This is a genomic window from Enterobacter sp. 241F3 (assembly GCF_034106785.1).
Classification (GTDB): Bacteria; Pseudomonadota; Gammaproteobacteria; order Enterobacterales; family Enterobacteriaceae; genus Enterobacter; species Enterobacter vonholyi.
In genome coordinates this window covers 183,253-202,312 of the sequence record NZ_JAWNDD010000006.1, presented here as the reverse complement: position 1 = coordinate 202,312, position 19,060 = coordinate 183,253, and the positions used below count along the sequence as shown (strand labels likewise).

At 52.1% G+C, this 19,060-nt stretch carries 12 protein-coding genes; 6 read left to right on the top strand and 6 right to left on the bottom strand.

What is annotated here, in order from left to right; genetic code table 11:
- Nucleotides 1-29: 29 nt before the first annotated feature.
- Nucleotides 30-995 carry a LysR family transcriptional regulator gene (locus UR504_RS16725; RefSeq protein WP_111964325.1) on the top strand — a complete coding sequence of 322 codons (966 nt, stop codon included), beginning with the start codon at nucleotides 30-32 and terminating at the stop codon, nucleotides 993-995.
- Here UR504_RS16725 and aldB read toward each other — a convergent pair.
- The 6 genes from aldB to UR504_RS16695 all read right to left on the bottom strand — a co-directional run bounded on the left by aldB (nucleotide 992) and on the right by UR504_RS16695 (nucleotide 8,144).
- A complete protein-coding gene (gene aldB, locus UR504_RS16720) occupies nucleotides 992-2,530 on the bottom strand; it encodes an aldehyde dehydrogenase AldB (protein WP_111964324.1) in 1,539 nt (512 codons plus the stop codon). The two genes, UR504_RS16725 and aldB, sit on opposite strands and share 4 nt — an antisense overlap.
- An 86-nt stretch (nucleotides 2,531-2,616) precedes the next feature.
- Nucleotides 2,617-4,464: a selenocysteine-specific translation elongation factor gene (gene selB / locus UR504_RS16715; protein ID WP_271369151.1), complete on the bottom strand. Its 1,848-nt coding sequence runs from the start codon at nucleotides 4,462-4,464 to the stop codon at nucleotides 2,617-2,619.
- Nucleotides 4,461-5,846 carry an L-seryl-tRNA(Sec) selenium transferase gene (selA, locus tag UR504_RS16710; protein WP_302238252.1) on the bottom strand — a complete coding sequence of 462 codons (1,386 nt, stop codon included), beginning with the start codon at nucleotides 5,844-5,846 and terminating at the stop codon, nucleotides 4,461-4,463. Before selA ends, selB begins: the two co-directional genes overlap by 4 nt.
- A 103-nt stretch (nucleotides 5,847-5,949) precedes the next feature.
- A complete protein-coding gene (locus UR504_RS16705) occupies nucleotides 5,950-6,558 on the bottom strand; it encodes a glutathione S-transferase (RefSeq protein WP_302238248.1) in 609 nt (202 codons plus the stop codon).
- A 90-nt stretch (nucleotides 6,559-6,648) separates the two neighbouring features.
- The gene (locus UR504_RS16700; RefSeq protein WP_115876687.1) at nucleotides 6,649-7,785 is read right to left on the bottom strand and encodes an HlyD family secretion protein; all 1,137 of its coding nucleotides are present in this window, start codon (nucleotides 7,783-7,785) and stop codon (nucleotides 6,649-6,651) included.
- A gap of 2 nt (nucleotides 7,786-7,787) precedes the next feature.
- Nucleotides 7,788-8,144 carry a DUF3302 domain-containing protein gene (locus UR504_RS16695; protein ID WP_024906600.1) on the bottom strand — a complete coding sequence of 119 codons (357 nt, stop codon included), beginning with the start codon at nucleotides 8,142-8,144 and terminating at the stop codon, nucleotides 7,788-7,790.
- Between the two features lie 657 nt (nucleotides 8,145-8,801).
- Here UR504_RS16695 and UR504_RS16690 point away from each other — a divergent pair.
- The 5 genes from UR504_RS16690 (at nucleotide 8,802) to UR504_RS16670 (ending at nucleotide 18,795) form a co-directional block, all read left to right on the top strand.
- Nucleotides 8,802-10,709, top strand: coding sequence for a PTS mannitol transporter subunit IICBA (locus tag UR504_RS16690; RefSeq protein ID WP_045337118.1), 1,908 nt, complete (start codon nucleotides 8,802-8,804; stop codon nucleotides 10,707-10,709).
- Between the two features lie 99 nt (nucleotides 10,710-10,808).
- On the top strand, nucleotides 10,809-11,957 hold the full coding sequence (gene mtlD, locus UR504_RS16685) for a mannitol-1-phosphate 5-dehydrogenase (RefSeq protein WP_302238240.1): 1,149 nt from the start codon (nucleotides 10,809-10,811) through the stop codon (nucleotides 11,955-11,957).
- Complete coding sequence (gene mtlR, locus UR504_RS16680; protein ID WP_115876689.1) at nucleotides 11,954-12,544, top strand: mannitol operon repressor MtlR; 591 nt, start codon at nucleotides 11,954-11,956, stop codon at nucleotides 12,542-12,544. Before mtlD ends, mtlR begins: the two co-directional genes overlap by 4 nt.
- 58 nt (nucleotides 12,545-12,602) lie before the next feature.
- Nucleotides 12,603-12,965 (top strand): YibL family ribosome-associated protein, encoded by a 363-nt coding sequence (locus UR504_RS16675; RefSeq protein ID WP_008502724.1) that lies wholly within the window; start codon nucleotides 12,603-12,605, stop codon nucleotides 12,963-12,965.
- Between the two features lie 265 nt (nucleotides 12,966-13,230).
- Nucleotides 13,231-18,795 (top strand): DUF3320 domain-containing protein, encoded by a 5,565-nt coding sequence (locus UR504_RS16670; RefSeq protein ID WP_320739930.1) that lies wholly within the window; start codon nucleotides 13,231-13,233, stop codon nucleotides 18,793-18,795.
- Nucleotides 18,796-19,060 lie beyond the last annotated feature (265 nt).

The window sequence follows — 19,060 nt, the reverse complement described above, 5'->3', positions numbered from 1 at the left end:
TATATATAAAATCATATAGATGGGTGTGCATGATGAGTACATTACAGCTAAAACCACGCGAATTAAAAATTATCTCCGTCATTGCAGCCACCCACAGCATTGGTGATGCCGCCGCCCTGCTGGGTATGGCGCAGGCCAACGTCAGTAAATATCTGTCTGATTTTGAAACGCGGGTTGGACTCAAGGTTTTTGAGCGCACCACGCGCCAGCTTGCCCTGACCCAGTTTGGTGAAGCGTTGCTCCCTTACGTTAATGCAACACTGGATAAGAACAGCCAGCTTGTGAATTTCATTGCGGATTATAAGCACGAAAAGCGCGGAAAAGTGACGATCTATGCCCCAACCGGCATCGTGACCTACCTCGCGCGACACGTGATCCATCAGATAGAAGACATCGGTGACATTCGCATCTCTTTGAAAACCTACAATCTGGACCGGAATGAATTTTCAGAAGGCGTTTCCTTTCCGGATGACTGCGACATTTTAATTACTTATGCGCAGCCTAAAGACGAAAGTCTGGTTGCCAGCGTTCTGACACAATATTCCGTTACGGCCTTCGCAACCGTGGAGTATTTAAATAAACACCCCTTAACGGGACCGGAAGATTTAATTAATCACTCCTGTATTCTCATTGACTCCATGCTGGTTGATGATGCCAACATCTGGCGTTTCCGAGTGCACGGCAGCGATGACGTGCATGACTACCGGGTGACCGGTAATTATATTTGCGACAATACTCAGACGGCTCTGGAGCTGGCAAGAAATAATCTTGGGATTGTTTTTGCACCAAAAGAAAGTCTGAAAAAAGAATTAACGCAAGGGATGCTGGTCCCCTGCTTCCCGCATCAGGAAGAGTGGTGGCTCGATCTGACGGCCATCTTCCGCAAACGCGAATACCAGCCCTGGCGCGTGCAATACGTACTGGATGGCGTTCTGAACTGCCTGCGCCAGCAAATTGCTCAGGCCGTGCATGGACGGCCTGAGCTGGGTGATTAAAACAGCCCCAGCGGCTTATCGGAGTAGCTGACCAGCAAACATTTCGTCTGCTGATAATGCTCCAGCATCATCTTGTGGGTTTCACGCCCGATGCCCGATTGCTTATAACCGCCAAATGCCGCGTGCGCAGGATAGGCGTGGTAGCAGTTGGTCCATACGCGCCCGGCCTGAATGCCTCTGCCCATTTTATAGGCCAGATTACCGTTGCGGCTCCAGACGCCTGCTCCCAGGCCATACGGCGTGTCGTTGGCAATCTCCAGCGCCTCCTCCATCGTTTTGAAGGTGGTCACGGCCAGTACCGGTCCGAAAATTTCTTCCTGGAAGACGCGCATGTTGTTTTGACCGAACAGGATCGTCGGCTCCAGATAATACCCGTCCTGCAGATCCCCACCGAGTACCTTACGACGCCCACCGGTGAGAATATCCGCCCCCTCTTTCTTGCCGATATCAATGTAGTTGAGGATAGTTTCCAGCTGTCCATGCGAGACCTGCGCCCCCATCTGCGTGGCGTTATCAAGCGGGTTACCGCTGCGGATAGACTCAACGCGCCGAATCGCCCGCTCCATAAAGCGCTCGTAGATGGACTCTTGTACCAGCGCACGGCTTGGGCAAGTGCAGACTTCGCCCTGGTTAAACGCAAACAGCGCAAACCCTTCCAGGGCTTTATCGAAGAAGGCATCCTCTTCCTCCATCACGTCTGCGAAGAAGATGTTCGGGGATTTCCCGCCCAGCTCCAGGGTCACCGGAATGATGTTCTGCGTGGCGTACTGCATGATCTGCTGGCCCACCTCCGTCGATCCGGTAAACGCCACTTTGGCGATCCGTTTTGAGGTGGCCAGATATTCCCCTATCTCCCCGCCCGCGCCGTTAACCACGTTAATCACGCCCGGCGGCAAAAGATCGCCAACGATTTCCATCAGCAGCAGCACCGAGAGCGGGGTCAGACGCGCCGGTTTCAGCACGATGCAGTTTCCCGCCGCCAGCGCGGGCGCCATTTTCCAGCTCGCCATCAGCAGCGGGAAGTTCCACGGTATGATTTGCCCAACGACGCCCAGCGGTTCGTGGAAGTGATACGCCACGGTATCGCTGTCTACCTCGCTTATTCCTCCCTCCTGAGCGCGAATGCAGGAAGCAAAATAGCGGAAGTGGTCAATGGCCAGCGGCACGTCTGCCGCCATCGTTTCCCGTATCGGCTTGCCGTTATCCCAGGTTTCAGCCGTCGCCAGCAGCTCCAGATTCTGCTCCATCCGATCGGCGATTTTGAACAGGATCGCCGCCCGGTCCTGCACGGAGGTGTGAGCCCATTTTTCTTTCGCTTTGTGCGCCGCATCCAGCGCCAGGTCTATATCACGCTTGCCGGAGCTGGCAATTTCGCACAGCGGCTGGCCGGTAACGGGAGTCAGGTTGGAATAGTATTCGCCGTCGACGGGAGCTACCCAGTCGCCGCCAATAAAGTTGTCATAACGAGGCTTCAGCTTGAGGGGAAAACCATACTCGCCGGGCTGGATACGCGATGAGGGAGGATTGTTTGTCATGTCCGTCTCCTTGCTGTTGGTGTACAACAAGGGTAGTTCCGGCTGGCGATTTTCTCGCCAACCGGTAACGGCGTTTACGACGGGGGTCACGGAGTTTCAGGAAATAATAACGAATCGCGTAATAAATGATCGTTACCGCGACGGCGGGTAAAGCCGATGCGGTTGAAGTATTCCAGGATCTGGATCGCCAGCTTGCGCCCCACGTTCAGCCGATCGCGGAAATCCGCTGCGCAGGTCGAGCCGCGCGCCTGATCCAGCTCGCGGATCAGGTTGGCAAACGCCACAATACGATCGTTACGGTAATAACGATCTTTCACGATCGCGACTATTAGCCCCTGCTGCGCCGCATGGCGCAATACCTGGCGCATCAGCTGCTCGTCGGTGTTGGTTTCGCGAGCCAGATCGCGAACCCACCACGGCTCATCGCCAAACAGCGGGGCTACTTTTTGCCATATCGCCTCCTGATCTGCGGTGAACCCGGCCTTGTGATCCGGCAGGTGCAGCCAGCCGTGGTGGCTTTTAATCACCCCGCTTTCGCGCATGTTTTCAATCAGCAGCAGCACCAGCGCATCGTCTTCCATCGGCAGCGCCATGCGTCGCAGACGCTCACGGCCCGGGCCTGGCTCGTCCTGATGCTGTTCGTGGTAAGTCGCAAGCGTGTTCAGTATCTTACGCTGCCATTGCGCAGCAACCGGGGCATTGAGCAGGCTGTCTCCGGCCTGTATAAAGCCCGGCTGCTGGGCCAGCAGGCGTAACCCTTCTTCGCTCAGCTGGCGTGCCCATGCAAAATCACGCAGGCTCACCGCCCCGCGATCGAGGTGCACCCGCAGCGCGGCGTTATCATCGCTGGCCTGCGCCAGCGCGGCCAGCCACTGCAGATATTCAGGTTTGCGCTTGCCGCGTCGCGGTGGATTCAGCGCCACCACGCGCGCCCCGGCCAGCGTTTCCCTTGCAGAAATATCACGCAGAACCAGACGATCGTTGTCTGCCAGCCAGAGCGGTGAATCGAATACCAGTTCGGCAAGATCGTTTTCCAGCAGCGACACGCGCCCGGTGATATGGCTGGCCGCGTGGTGAATATGCAGCGGCTGCCATTGGGTCAGGGGCACGTTTGCCTGCAGGGAGACGATGACGCGTTCAGACGGTTCCAGCGGAGCATCGGCCAGCAGCCAGTCGCCGCGATTAAGCTGCTCTTTTTCCGCATCCCCGGCAATGTTCAGCGCGATCCGCTGCCCGGCGTGGGCGCGGTCTGCGGGCTGGTTTTGTGCGTGCAGCCCGCGCACGCGCATCGGTTTGTTCACGCCCGTCAGCCAGAGCGTATCACCGACGTTCACTTCGCCGCTCAGCGCCGTACCAGTCACCACCAGCCCCGCGCCTTTTACGGTAAACGCCCGGTCGATCGCCAGGCGGAAACGATGATGGCTGGCGTGGTCGCGTGATGAAAGCTGCTGTAAGTGGTGGCGAAGTTCGTCGATACCGCGCCCTTCCGTCGCCACGGTGACAAATAGCGGTGCATCGGAAAAACCATACTCCCGCAAGGTCGCCTGTACCGTTTCGCGCACCTCGCTGACGCGTGCGTCATCCACGCGATCGGCTTTGGTCAGCGCCACGGTCAGCTGCGGGTTACCGGTCAGCTGCAGGATCGCCAGGTGCTCGAGGGTTTGCGCCATCACGCCGTCATCGCAGGCCACCACCAGCAGGGCATGATCGATGCCGCCCACGCCCGCCAGCATGTTGGACAGAAACTTTTCATGCCCCGGCACATCAATAAAGCCCAGCACGCGGCCATCAGGCTGGGGCCAGTAGGCATAGCCCAGATCGATGGTCATGCCGCGCTTTTTCTCTTCCGGCAGGCGGTCGGCGTTTACGCCGGTAATGGCCTGCAGTAACGTGGTTTTTCCGTGGTCAACGTGACCGGCGGTGGCAATAATCATTTCAACAACATCTCCAGAAATCGCTCTTCATCTTCAAGGCAGCGCAGATCCAGCCACATCCGGCCATCGTAAATCCGCCCGATCACCGGCGTCGACAAATTACGCCAGCGCGACGACAGGGCTTCAAGGTGGCTGCCGCGCCCGTCGCGCGGGGTGAACGTCAGCGCTTCACTCGGCAGCCTGTCCACCGGCAACGAACCGCTGCCAATCTGCGACTGGCAGGGCTCAATGCGAACGTCAAAATCGGGGTAGTGAGGAGCGACGCGCGGCAGCAGTAATTCGGCCTGGGCGCGAATCGAGGCGGCATCGCGGCTTAACAGGCGCAGCGTGGGCAGGCGCTCAGCCAGTTTTTCCGGATGGAGATAGAGCCGCAGCGTCGCCTCCAGCGCGGCAAGCGTCATTTTATCGGCGCGCAGGGCGCGCTTGAGCGGATGCTGCTGCAGCTGCGCAATCAGCTCGCGCTTGCCGACGATAATCCCGGCCTGCGGCCCGCCCAGCAGTTTGTCGCCGGAAAAGCTGACCAGGCTAACGCCCGCCGCAATCATCTCCTGCGGCATCGGCTCTTTTGGCAGCCCGTACAGGCTCAGATCCACCAGCGAGCCGCTGCCGAGATCGGCAATCACCGGTATGTTCAGTTCGCGCCCAATCGCCGCCAGCTCCGCCTCTTCAACCGTTTTGGTGAAGCCTTCAATATGATAATTGCTGGTGTGGACCTTCATCAGCAGGGCAGTATTTTCATTCACTGCCGCGCGATAGTCTTTCGCATGGGTACGGTTGGTGGTGCCCACTTCATGCAGCGTACAGCCCGCCTGGCGCATCACGTCCGGAATACGAAATGCCCCGCCAATCTCCACCAGCTCGCCGCGGGACACCACTACCTCTTTGTCGCTGGCGGTGGCCGCCAGCATCAGCAGCACCGCTGCGGCGTTGTTATTCACAATGCAGGCATCTTCCGCACCGGTCAGCTGGCACAGCAGCTCCGCCAGCGCGTGGTCGCGATGCCCGCGTCCGGCGCCGTCCAGATCGTACTCCAGCGTTACAGGCGCTTGCATGGCCTGCACGACGGCGGCAACGGCCTCTTCCGCCTGCTGGGCTCGCCCGAGGTTGGTATGCAGTACGGTACCGGTCAGGTTAATCACCGGGCGTAATGCGCTTTGCGCCTTCTCATCCAGCCGCTGTTCAACTTCCTGCTCCCACGCACTGCACCAGTCGGGCAAGGCGTTTTCTGCCTGAATCGCGCAGCGGGCTTCGTCCTGAAGCAGGCGTAACATTTCCACCGTCGCGGTATGGCCGAAGCGCTCAACAACAGCATGAATGCGGGGCTCGCGAAGGAGACGGTCGGTAGCGGGGATCTGGCTGTACAGCGAACGATGAGTAGTCATGAAAGCGCCTGGCGAGTAAATATCTTCCCCCCTCCCGACGGGAGAGGGAGTTAACATGTAGAGGGATTGTACCGCCTCCGACGCCGAAGTGTTATAACCCGCGTCAAGCCTTTGGCGGTTCGGTACGGGCAAAGCTCTCGCGGCTAAAAAGCGTGTCTGCAAGCTTCACCAGCAGCGGACGGTCGACGCACCAGCCAGGGGAAACCCGGCGGAAGTTGAGATAGCCGATGGCGCAGGCGATGGCGATGGTCCCCAGGTTCAGGCTGTCGATATGGATCTTGCCCTCCCGGATAAGCTGTTCGCACCTGTCCAGGCTACGGCTGATTTTTTCCCGCTGGCGTAACAGTTCCGTTTCCGACTGCTGGGCAGCGGGCCTGGCCTGTTCACGCACGGAGGTTAACGCCGCATCCATAATGCCATCGGCCAGGGCTTCAATTTGCTTCACCGCCAGCGCCGCTTTTGGGTCAGCCGGCAGCATTGCCGGGGCAACGCCCAGCAGCTCGATATACTCCGCAATAATCGGGGAATCAAACCAGTATTCGCCCTCGTCCGTGACCAGCGCTGGCACTTTTCCCAGGGGGTTATACTGCGCGACGCCGTTTTCCGCGTTGTAGGGCTGTTCATTCACGAATTCAAAATCAATCCCCTTCTCAAGCAGGAGAATCGAGATTTTTCGCACGAAGGGACTGGTATAGCTGCCGATGAGTTTCATTGCCTGATCCTTGATGCCGGAAAAAAGTCAGTATGGATCAAGCGATGAAAAAAGGGCAGGTCTGCATGTCGCATTCCTGCCCTGGAAGGATTAGTGATCGAGGTAGAGGTAGTGCATCCAGCTGGTCATACGCAGCAGTACTTTACGCATGACCGAGACGTGGGCGAAGTGGTCCGAATAGACCGCCACCTGGGCATAGATACCGTCCGGCAGGGCATCGACTTCGGCGTTGGGTTCCAGCTCAATAAGTGCCTGAACGCCGTCCGTTCCCGGCACCACCGTCAGCGACTGCAGCGCGCCCTGCGCCTGATAGGTTCCCCCCGGCACCACCGGCAGAATACTGGTGAGCTTCCCGGAGAACACCTGGCCCGGCAGCGCGTTAAACACCACTTCCGCTTCATCGCCCGGCTTCAGACGCAGCAGCGAGTTCTGGCGGAACTGGGCCACAATCTGACGCTTCTGTTCTGGGATAAAGACCATCACCGGACGCAGAGGCAGCGCGGCGGCATAGGTCCCCGGACGTATCAGCACCTGGGTGATGTAACCATCGCTCGGCGCACGCACCACGGTCTGATCCAGATTGTATTTGGCTTCGGCAAGCTGGGCGCGTAACGACGCAATCTGCGACTGCTCGCCGTTCACCATGCTGTCTAACTGGCTTTGGATCTGTACCTGTTCAGCCACGGAGCCTTTCACCAGCGCATCCTGCGCCAGATAGTTCTGCCGCGCGTTGTCGATATCGCTTTCAGAGAACGGATTCACCTTCGCCTGGCTGCCTTTCAGGTAGCGCTGATAATCTTTATAGAGGCGATCGCGTTCAGCGGAGACGCGCGTGGTATTGGCAACGGCTTCCGCCAGCTGCGCTTTCAGATTATCGATATTGTGCGTCGCGGTCACCAGGTCGGCCTGAAGCCTGTCGACCCGCGCCTGATAGCGGCCTGGATCCAGTTTAAATAACACTTCGCCTTTTTTAATTAGCTGGTTATTTTTATCGGTCACTTCGCTGACCACACCGGTCACCTGCGGCGTGATTGGAATAGAAATAACCGCTTTTTGCGCCGTAAACGTATACGGGTGGTTATAGTTCATTAGCAGAATAAGTCCGGCAACAATAAATACGCCGCCTAATGTTGCGGTGGCAAGCGTCCACTGGTTGACCGGAATTCGGAATATTTTAAAGATGGCCCAGGCAAATGCCACGTAGGTCAAAATAATCAACAGATCCATGATTAGCGCTCCAGCGTGTTCTTATCAGCAGCGGGCTTTACCGCGGCCAGCTTTTGTTCTAATTCGGCCACGCGTTTTGCCAGCGCATCCATGCCCGGGACCTCATCAGGCTTTGTGATGTGGTTTTGCATGCCCCAGCCGCGATCCTCGCGGTACAGCGTGGCCCAAATCCACAGGAATGGCCAGATGGCATGAAGCGTAAACAGGCTAATCCAGCCAGCCGTATGAATGGCATCGGCATGCGGATGGTTACGCTTTTTAGCCATATTATAAGGAATATCATGGATGGCGATGATTCCATAAAAGAGAACCAGAAATACAAAAATCAATACGCCCAGCGCAAAATAGTTGAGAAACATATTCTCCTCACTTAAACAACGTCAACTCATTAAATTAATAAAACGGTACGCAACCTAATTAATTTTTTATAAACACGGGGTTGTGCTTATTATTTCCGAGCAGGGGAGTATGGGTTTTTATAATATCTCCATGCAAGTTTATAAGCGTGTCAAAATATATCCTGAATAATAATAGACTTAACCTTACAATATGAGCGTAATCCACCTTTTAACTTTTCGCCATACCACACATCAAAAGTGGTTTTTTGGCTTATCGTGTCGTGCCATATCATCCTGGCGCTGAAACGCGAAGCAGAGTTTGCCGTCGATCACAGCCGGAGAAATCTGCATAAAAATATTTTGTGAAATCAGTCACAATCCAGAAACAAACACGCCAGAACAAAACGTGACAACAATCACACAAAAGGGTGTGTTTTGCTTTTTTTCTCGCCATCGTATTTTTTTTGCCCATCGTTTTTGTGATTCAGATCACCTCATAGATATCCTCACCCCCTACATTTACGTGACATGAATCACATAAATTTTCACTGTCTGGACAGTTGAACGATTCAGTGCCAGATTTCACAGCATCAGAACAGGGCCCGGCTACCTCTGCCGCCTCATTAACAATAAACCTCGGGCCATAAGCCTTAGCGTAAACAGAAGAAGGGGTGTTTTATGTCATCCGATTTCAAGATCAAAGTTCAAAGCTTTGGTCGTTTCCTCAGCAACATGGTGATGCCAAATATCGGCGCGTTTATCGCGTGGGGTATCATCACCGCATTGTTCATTCCGACAGGGTGGTTGCCTAACGAAACGCTGGCGAAACTTGTTGGCCCAATGATTACCTATCTCCTGCCGCTGCTCATCGGTTTCACCGGGGGTCGTCTGGTGGGCGGTGACCGTGGTGGCGTAGTGGGTGCCATCACAACCATGGGTGTTATCGTCGGTGCGGATATGCCGATGTTCCTCGGTGCGATGATTGCCGGTCCTCTGGGCGGCTGGGCGATTAAGAAATTCGACGTCTGGGTTGATGGTAAGATCAAATCCGGCTTCGAAATGCTGGTGAACAACTTCTCTGCGGGCATCATCGGGATGATCCTCGCCATTCTGGCGTTCCTCGGCATTGGCCCTGCGGTTGAAGTGCTGTCTAAAATTCTGGCGGCAGGCGTTAACTTCATGGTGGCGCACGAAATGCTGCCGCTGGCGTCTATCTTCGTTGAACCGGCGAAAATCCTGTTCCTTAACAACGCCATCAACCACGGTATCTTCTCGCCGCTGGGTATTCAGCAGTCTCACGATCTCGGCAAGTCTATCTTCTTCCTGATTGAAGCTAACCCGGGTCCAGGTATGGGCGTTCTGCTGGCGTACATCTTCTTCGGCCGTGGTAGCGCAAAACAGTCTGCTGGCGGTGCGGCTATCATCCACTTCCTGGGCGGTATCCACGAAATTTACTTCCCGTACGTGCTGATGAACCCACGTCTGATCCTGGCCGTTATCCTCGGCGGTATGACCGGCGTGTTCACCCTGAGCGTGCTGGGCGGCGGTCTGGTTTCTCCAGCTTCTCCGGGTTCTATCCTGGCGGTACTGGCGATGACGCCAAAAGGCGCTTATTTCGCGAACCTCGCAGCTATCTTTGCGGCAATGGCCGTCTCCTTCGTGGTCTCTTCTATCCTGCTGAAAACCAGCAAAGTGAAAGAAGATGATGACATCGAAGCCGCAACCCGTCGTATGCACGACATGAAAGCCGAATCCAAAGGCGCGACGCCACTGGCAGCCGGTGATGTCTCTAACGACCTGAGCCACGTGCGTAAAATCATCGTTGCCTGCGACGCCGGTATGGGTTCCAGCGCGATGGGTGCAGGCGTGCTGCGTAAGAAAGTGCAGGATGCGGGCCTGACCAACATCTCCGTGACCAACAGCGCCATTAACAGCCTGCCGCCGGATGTTGACCTGGTCATCACGCACCGCGATCTGACCGAACGCGCCATGCGCCAGGTGCCGCAGGCACAGCACATTTCGCTGACCAACTTCCTCGACAGCGGCCTGTACACCAGCCTGACCGAACGTCTGGTGGCCGCGCAGCGTCACGAAGACAACGAAGTGAAAGTGCGCTCCAGCCTGCAGGACAGCTTTGACGAGAGCAATGCACACCTGTTTAAGCTGGGTGCGGAAAACATCTTCCTCGGTCGTACCGCGGCCACCAAAGAAGACGCGATTCGCTTTGCCGGTGAGCAGCTGGTGAAAGGCGGCTACGTTCAGCCTGAATATGTCGACGCGATGCTGGAACGTGAAAAACTGACGCCAACCTACCTGGGCGAATCCATCGCGGTGCCGCACGGAACGGTTGAAGCGAAAGATCGCGTCCTGAAAACCGGCGTCGTATTCTGTCAGTATCCGCAGGGCGTGCGCTTCGGTGAAGAAGAAGACGACATCGCCCGTCTGGTAATTGGTATCGCCGCTCGCAACAACGAGCACATTCAGGTGATTACCAGCCTGACCAACGCGCTGGACGATGAGTCCGTCATTGAGCGTCTGGCCAATACCACCAGCGTGGAAGAAGTGCTGGCTCTGCTGAACAAATAAGTTCTCTTCCCTCTCCCTCCGGGGAGAGGGCTAGGGTGAGGGGATAAACGTTCCTCACCCCAGCCCTCTCGGGTAAAAACATTGATGAAGGTTAACACTATGAAAGCATTACATTTTGGCGCAGGTAATATCGGTCGTGGTTTTATTGGTAAACTGCTGGCAGACGCGGGCATTACCCTGACATTCGCCGATGTGAATCAGGTCGTCCTGGATGCCCTGAATGCCCGTCATAGCTATCAGGTTCATGTGGTGGGCGAAAACGAGCAGGTTGAGACAGTATCTGGCGTCAACGCGGTCAGCAGCATCGGTGAAGACGTTATTGACCTGATCGCCAGCGTCGATCTGGTCACCACCGCCGTGGGTCCGGTTGTGCTTGAGCGCATCGCTCCTGCAGTTGCAAAAGGCCTGGCAAAACGTAAAGCGCAGGGTATCGACACCCCGCTGAACATCATCGCCTGTGAAAACATGGTGCGCGGGACTACGCAGCTGAAAGGCCACGTTCTTAACGCGGTGGCAGACGAAGACAAAGCCTGGGTTGAAGCGCACGTGGGTTTTGTGGATTCCGCCGTGGACCGCATCGTTCCGCCTTCCGAATCCGCGACCAACGACCCGCTGGAAGTGACCGTAGAAACCTTCAGCGAGTGGATCGTCGATAAAACCCAGTTTAAAGGCGCGCTGCCGACCATTCCGGGAATGGAATTAACCGATAACCTGATGGCATTTGTCGAACGCAAGCTCTTCACGCTGAACACCGGGCATGCTATAACCGCGTACCTCGGAAAATTGGCCGGTCATCAGACCATTCGTGACGCGATCCTCGATGAGAAGATCCGCGAGGTGGTAAAAGGGGCAATGGAAGAGAGCGGCGCGGTGCTGATCAAACGCTACGGTTTTGATGCTGAGAAACACGCAGCATACATCCAGAAAATCCTCGGTCGCTTTGAAAACCCGTATCTGAAAGATGACGTTGAGCGCGTGGGCCGCCAGCCGCTGCGCAAGCTGAGCGCGGGCGATCGCCTGATTAAGCCGCTGCTGGGCACGCTGGAATACGGCCTGCCGCATGCCAACCTGGTGAAAGGGATTGCCGCAGCGATGCACTACCGCAGCGAGCAGGACCCACAGGCGATTGAGCTGGCTCAGCTGATTGATGATAAAGGCGCGCAGGCTGCGCTAGCGCAGATTTCCGGTCTGGACGCCAACAGCGACGTGGTTGCGGAGGCGGTTAACGCATACAACGCAACCAAATGATGCAGAATGCGGCGCAGGTAATCCTGCGCCCTGATTACAGATTGTCAGATATGCAGGCAATAATGGAACAAACCCAGGCCTTTGAAAATCGTGTGCTTGAGCGTCTGAATGCTGGCAAAACCGTACGAAGTTTCCTGATTGCCGCCGTCGAGCTGTTAACCGAGGCGGTGAATATCTTGGTGCTTCAGGTGTTTCGCAAAGACGACTACGCGGTAAAATATGCTGTAGAACCGTTACTGGACGGAGACGGACCGCTGGGCGATTTATCCGTGCGTCTGAAGCTGATTTATGGTCTTGGGGTGCTGAACCGACAAGAGTATGAAGATGCGGAGCTGCTAATGGCGCTGCGCGAAGAGCTCAATCATGACGGTAACGAGTACACCTTTACCGACGATGAGATTCTGGGGCCCTTCGGCGAGCTGCACTGCGTTACCGCGCTGCCCCCTGCTCCCCATTTTGATAACAGCGACCCTGAGCTTTACGCGATGCAAAAGCTGCGTTATCAACAGGTTGTCCGTTCCACGATGGTTCTCTCCCTGACTGAGCTGATTTCCCGAATCAGCTTAAAAAAAGCGTTTCAGAAGTAAGCCTGCTCACATTGGTGTATCCTTCCCTGTAAATTCCCCGTTTTCAGAGTCATTTGTTATGAAAGAAGTCGAAAAGAACGAAATTAAACGCCTGAGCGACCGCCTGGATCTCATCCGCCACCAGATGGCTGGCCTGTCGCTGGTCGATTCCGCCGAGAAATACGCCGAGCTTGAGAAAGAGACCGCGAAGCTGGAAGCGGAAATCGAGCGCCTGCGCGAAGTCAAAGGCCAGAAGCTGAGCAAAGAAGCGCAGAAGCTGATGAACATGCCGCACCGCCGCGCCATCACCAAAAAAGAACAGGCCGACATGGGCAAGCTGAAGAAAAGCGTCCGCGGTCTGGTGGTGGTACACCCGATGACCGAGCTTGGCCGCGAAATGGGCCTGAAAGAGATGACGGGCTTTTGTAAGACCGCGTTCTGATACTTAATCTAAGTAAAATTTAATACAAGCCAGCCCAATATATTCATCAGAAGAATGTATTGGGTTTTTTATTGTCCAAAACTACAGGATTACTTCCCGTAAATCTAAACAAGCAATAGTAAAATCTGCAGGTTCACAATTCTCATTCTTGAGAGTAAAGTGGACATTCATTTCTTTCGATCTAACTAATACACACGGCACGTCATTGAAATATAAAATATTTCTTTGGCATGATGGTATGTCATTGCATTAGGTTATAAATTTTATGAATTCTACTGAGAGCTCTACCTTTCAAAACAGCGCCCTTTCTTTAGAACAAAAACTTGAAAAAGCCAGGGCTGAACTTCTGGATTTGGGGGCAAGAAACCGCTTACTAAACATTCCGCGATCGAAGAATACACGTTTCCTGGAAGTGATTGATGAGCGTTCTGAACTGGTCTACAACCTTCTGTTTAATGAAAAAAAAACGTTCACATTTTTGCATGGTAAATCAGGTAAAGAAGACGACCAGGAGACTGAAGATGGTCTTTCAGACGAAAAAGCTTTTATTTATCAATTTGATGAAAAAAACACCGAAATCAAATCGCAGCATCTTGATACTAAACTGCAGACTCGTTTAACCCCTAAAGGGTTGCAAACTCGATTACTTGATTTGTACCACGACTCCAAAACGCTTGAAGAGGAGCAAGGCGCAAACATTCTTTTCCTGGCACTGGGCACATTGAAGTGGGTAGATCCCGCCAATAAAGAGAATGTCCGTTATGCTCCTCTGATACTAGTGCCAGTAAGTCTGGAACGCGGTAGTGCTGGAGAAAGATTTAAACTAAAAGCACGTTCAGAAGACATCATTCCTAACCTCTCTTTGGAAGCATTCCTTGAACGCGTACATCAGATCACATTACCTGTGATGCAATCTGATGATGATGAAATTAACATAAGTAGTTACTTTGAAGCTGTACAGCAATCAATAGCTTTGAAAACAGGCTGGGAAGTTATAACAAATGACATCATCCTTGGTTTGTTCTCATTTTCTAAATTTTTGATGTATCGAGATCTCGATCCTGCAAACTGGCCCGATGATGAAGCTATTACATCAAAATATCTTATTCGCGCCCTCATGGAAGAAGGGTTTGATGAAAGCGATGGACTACTTTCAGAAGACAGCTCTATAGACCAACTTATCACGCCTAAAGATATGCTTCATATTATGGATAGCGATAGCTCTCAAACGCTGGCGATCCATGAAGTAAGGAGAGGTAAAAACCTTGTCATACAGGGACCTCCTGGCACGGGTAAGTCACAGACAATAGCCAATATTATTGCGTCGGCTATCGCGGATGGAAAAACAGTACTTTTTGTTGCAGAAAAAATGGCAGCTCTTGAAGTCGTCAAACGCCGTCTCGACCAAACAGGAGTCGGTGATGCCTGTTTAGAACTTCATAGCAACAAGGCCAATAAACGACTTTTACTCGAGGAGTTGAAGCGAGTATGGGATTTAGGTTCGCCCCGCGGTGAATTTCCTGATGAATTAATTGAGAACTTAACCGAAGCTCGTGACTCCCTGAATGCCCACCCAGCGCGCCTCCACAAAGTCTATACACCTTCGGGTTTGAGCCCTTATCAGGTGATTGGGCAATTGGTAAGATTGCGTCAAAATGAACAAACACCTACGGACTTCATTCTTCATGGCTTCGATGAATGGAGTAATAACGATCTGATAAAACGACTGGATCTCGTTAAAGAGCTTATTGAACGAATTGAGAGTATTGGGCTACCCCATAATCATCCCTGGAATGGTGTCAAACGAGAATCCGTTTTACCGGGTGAACTCGATCGCCTGATGCCAAAAATTACTACGTTGTTACACAAAGTACATGACTTTCAAAACACTATAGCGACTTTAGCTGTACGAGTTGGAATAACACCTGAACCAGTACTTTTCAACGAGGCGGACAAAATTTTTCAGATTGCTAACCTCATAAATCAGGCACCTGAGTTAGAGGAAGCTGCACTAGTTAATCCTGTCTGGTCTAACTCTCTTTACGAAATAAAAAGTCTAATTGAGCAGGGTACAACGTATCAAAATAATTTCGAGGAAATCAAAGACCAGCTTCATGATGAACAGTTTGATACCCCTCTACTTGAATTCCGAGATGAACTGCAAACAGTCCCAGAGGATCTTTTGCCAGATGCCTTCTCAGCTGCCAGAGCATTACTACCACTATTACCGCAAATTCAATTAACAGTGGCCCATCTGACGAAAGAGCTAGGTACTGAATCTCTGTATCGTTCATCTCAGGAAATCAATAATCTGATTGAACTCAGCATACGCGTAGCTGATGCCCCCGATGCGAGCCCGCAAGCTTTTGTCGCTTCCGTATGGGAGCATGGTGTCGAACAAGCCAGAGAGTTGGTCAATTCAATCGCTGATTTACATTCTTTGCGTCAGAAAATCGATCCCCATGTTTCGGAGACCATATGGGATACCGAACTCACACAAATTCGTCATAACCTTGCGATACATACTGGGATGTTCAAAATACTGAACAGCGAATGGCGTCGTTCACGTGCACTTGCTCACTCCCTCATTCGAAATACAAATCAACCTATTCAGCAGCAAATTGAGCTTTTGGATAAGGTTATTCAGGCGCAAGCGCTACGAAAAAACATCGCCAACGCTAGCGAGTTTGGGGACAGTGCGTTTGGCTCACATTGGCGTGGTGAAAACAGTGACAGCAGTGCTCTGAAGGCATTAGTAGAATGGATGGCAACGCTTAAAGATGTTGGTTCAGAAGCACGTTTACTGGCGAGCCAACTGTCTGATCGTGAAACGTTGAGGCACTTTAGCCAGAAACTGGAGCTGCTTCTTAATCAAGCCGATATTGAACTGAAACAACTTTGGAAGGCTTTTGGCGCAACTGCAGAATCCTGGTTTGATAATCATTATTCTATTAAGCGTGTTCCATTAAGCTATGTTGAAGCTATGGCTCAAAAACTTAGTCGTATAGATTCAACATCACAACAGGTGTTTAAAGATCCGGCAGATCGCCCTGGTGAACGTCTGGCGCTGGTCAAGAAGATTATCGCATTGCAATATCAAAAGAAGGCCATCGAATCCCAATACGAATTGGGAAGCGCAGCATTGGGTAGTGCATGGCGAGGTACACTGTCCAACTGGCAAAATATCGTTAGCGATTGTACATGGATTGAAAAACACGGTGACTTACGCTTCATATGCGCGACAGTAAACGATCCTGGTGAGTTACTGAACTCCGCTAATCAGCTTTCAGCGACACGTGTCTCTATCATTAACGAACTTGAAAATCTGGCCAACGAACTCGAATCGTCCACCGACGAATTCTTCCATTTGGATAATCAGCATTTACGTATCGATAGTGTCCTGCAAAAACTAACCTCCTGGACTGAAAATGCCGAACAACTGTCTAAATGGGTTGCCTGGCAACACCGGCGCAACCAGGCAAATAATTTGGGACTCTCAGAAGTTGTAGAACGGCTTGAGGATGGGCGCTTACCATTATCAACTTGTTATAGCTCGGTCGAATATACCTACTATGAATCGCTGTTCAGTTTAATGGCTAAAGAGACACCGTCTCTTTCCCGCTTCGACGGTGAACTTCATAACCGAAAAGTGCAGTACTTTGCCGAAATGGATTTACGCCGTATAAAGAGCTCAAGTATCGAGGTCGCTCGGGCACACCATCGTCGTATTCCTTCAAAAATCGGAGCGGCAGGTCCGGTTGGAGTCCTGCGTGCCGAAATGGCGAGGAAAAGAGGCCATATGCCTATTCGCCAATTGATGCTTAAAGCGGGCCCGGCAATTCAGGCAATCAAACCGGTCATGATGATGAGCCCACTCTCTGTCGCACAATTCTTGATCCCAGGTAAGCAAAAATTTGATTTGCTCGTTATGGACGAAGCCAGCCAGATTCAGCCTGTCGATGCCATAGGTGCAATTGCGCGCTGTCAGCAAGTTGTTGTTGTCGGGGACGAAAGGCAATTGCCGCCAACCAGTTTCTTCTCTCGTATGACTGAAGCCAGTAACGATGATGGGGATGAAGATTCGACGCAAGTAGCAGATATCGAAAGCATACTTGGATTGTTTGTTGCCAGAGGCTTGCCACAGCGAATGCTCCGCTGGCATTACCGTAGTCGACACCAGTCGCTTATTGCGGTTTCTAATAGTCAGTTCTACGAAAACAAATTGTTTATAGTACCAAGCCCATACACTGAAGAGGCGGGTATGGGCTTGCGATTCCATTATGTTGAAAACGGTGTTTTCGAATCAGGTGCAGGTAATTCCAACCCTATTGAGGCAAAAAGAATTGCTACCGCAATTCTTGAGCATGTACAGCAGAATCCCGAATTGTCACTGGGAGTCGCAACATTCTCGGTTTCACAACGTAAGGCTATTCAGGATGAATTAGAGGTTCTTCGCCGTTTAAATCCTCAATATGAGGATTTCTTTAATTCCCATCCAGGAGAGCCATTCTTCATTAAAAACCTGGAAAATATCCAAGGTGATGAACGTGATGTCATCATGATCTCTGTAGGGTATGCGCGTAATAAACAAGGCTATCTGGCAATGCGATTTGGCCCTCTGGGTTCGCAAGGTGGTGAGCGACGGCTGAATGTGCTGATTAGCCGTGCAAAACGTCGATGTGAGGTTTTTGCATCGATCACCGATGAAGATATTGATCTTGAGCGAGCGAAAGGTGTTGGTGTCATAGCATTCAAACTATTCCTTCAATATGCCCGTACAGGACGATTATCAATGTCCAAAGTTTCCGGGCGTCCGATGGATAGCGTATTTGAAGAACAAGTCGCCTCAGCACTTCAGAACCGAGGCTATCAAGTACACCCGCAAGTAGGAATTGCTGGCTTCTTTATCGATCTAGCAATTGCCGATCCTGAATTACCGGGACGTTATCTTCTCGGGATTGAATGTGATGGCAGTGCTTATCATTCCTCTCGGTCTGCCCGAGAGCGTGATCGTTTACGTCAGGCCGTACTTGAAGATCATGGTTGGATAATACACCGAATCTGGAGTACGGATTGGTTCCAAAGACCAGAGGAACAATTGCAAAAAGTTATTGATGCTATTGATAATGCAAAAGCAGAACTGAATAGCAGAGCAGAACATACATACGGGCGTTCCCGAGCTGTTCCTATTGATATCGTGGCAGTTGAACGAGAAGACGTTATTGAGGTTGGTTTTGATAGAACTGATTCCGCTAATGGCCAGCCTGTAAGTTATGAAGAAGCACAGCCCGAAGCCAATCTTTCATATGCTTTACATGAAACACCAACCGGCATACTTGCTGACATGGTTGAAAAAATAGTCTTCACAGAATCTCCTATCCATATTAACGAGGTAATAACTCGTCTTCGCTCCGCATGGGGATTACAACGGGCTGGTGCACGGATAGAAAGCGTTGTTAGTCATGCTGCTCAAATTGCCTGCAGGAAAGGTAATATTTATAAGGAACATGAATTTTTCATACACAAGGAAGTAACTATTCGACTCCGCAACAGACAGAACGTCTTGTCTGCAAGCTTGCGTAAACCAGAACTGATCGCACCTATAGAAATCGCTTCGGGTATATTTGACATCGTTAGCGCAAGCCTTGGAGCAACTGAAGATGAAATCATTACATCTGTCTCAAGGATGCTTGGTTTTAAATCAACCAGTAGTGTTCTTCGAAAAGTGATCTCCGATGTTATTGAGCTGGAGATTAAAGATAACCGTCTTAAGCAACAAGATGGTTTGATAGTCATCGGGGAGACAGCTTCTATTCAAAATGCTGTCTAATTCCTGAAATTCGATTAACTCTTCTGCGGGGCCCACCATCATACTGTGGAGCCCCTGCCTCAAATTGGCCCAACCAATCCCCCTGCTCTTTCTTCCCTGGTTCACAATTCCATTATTTCCGCTCACAAACTCATTGCCTGACCATAACAATTGGTTAACCATTCATTGTCATTAACCCTACAACACAACATTGGCAGGACCACTTTTACACAACCTGTGACGCAGAGTTGAGCGGAGACTCACCCGCAGCGCAGGCTGTCTGGTC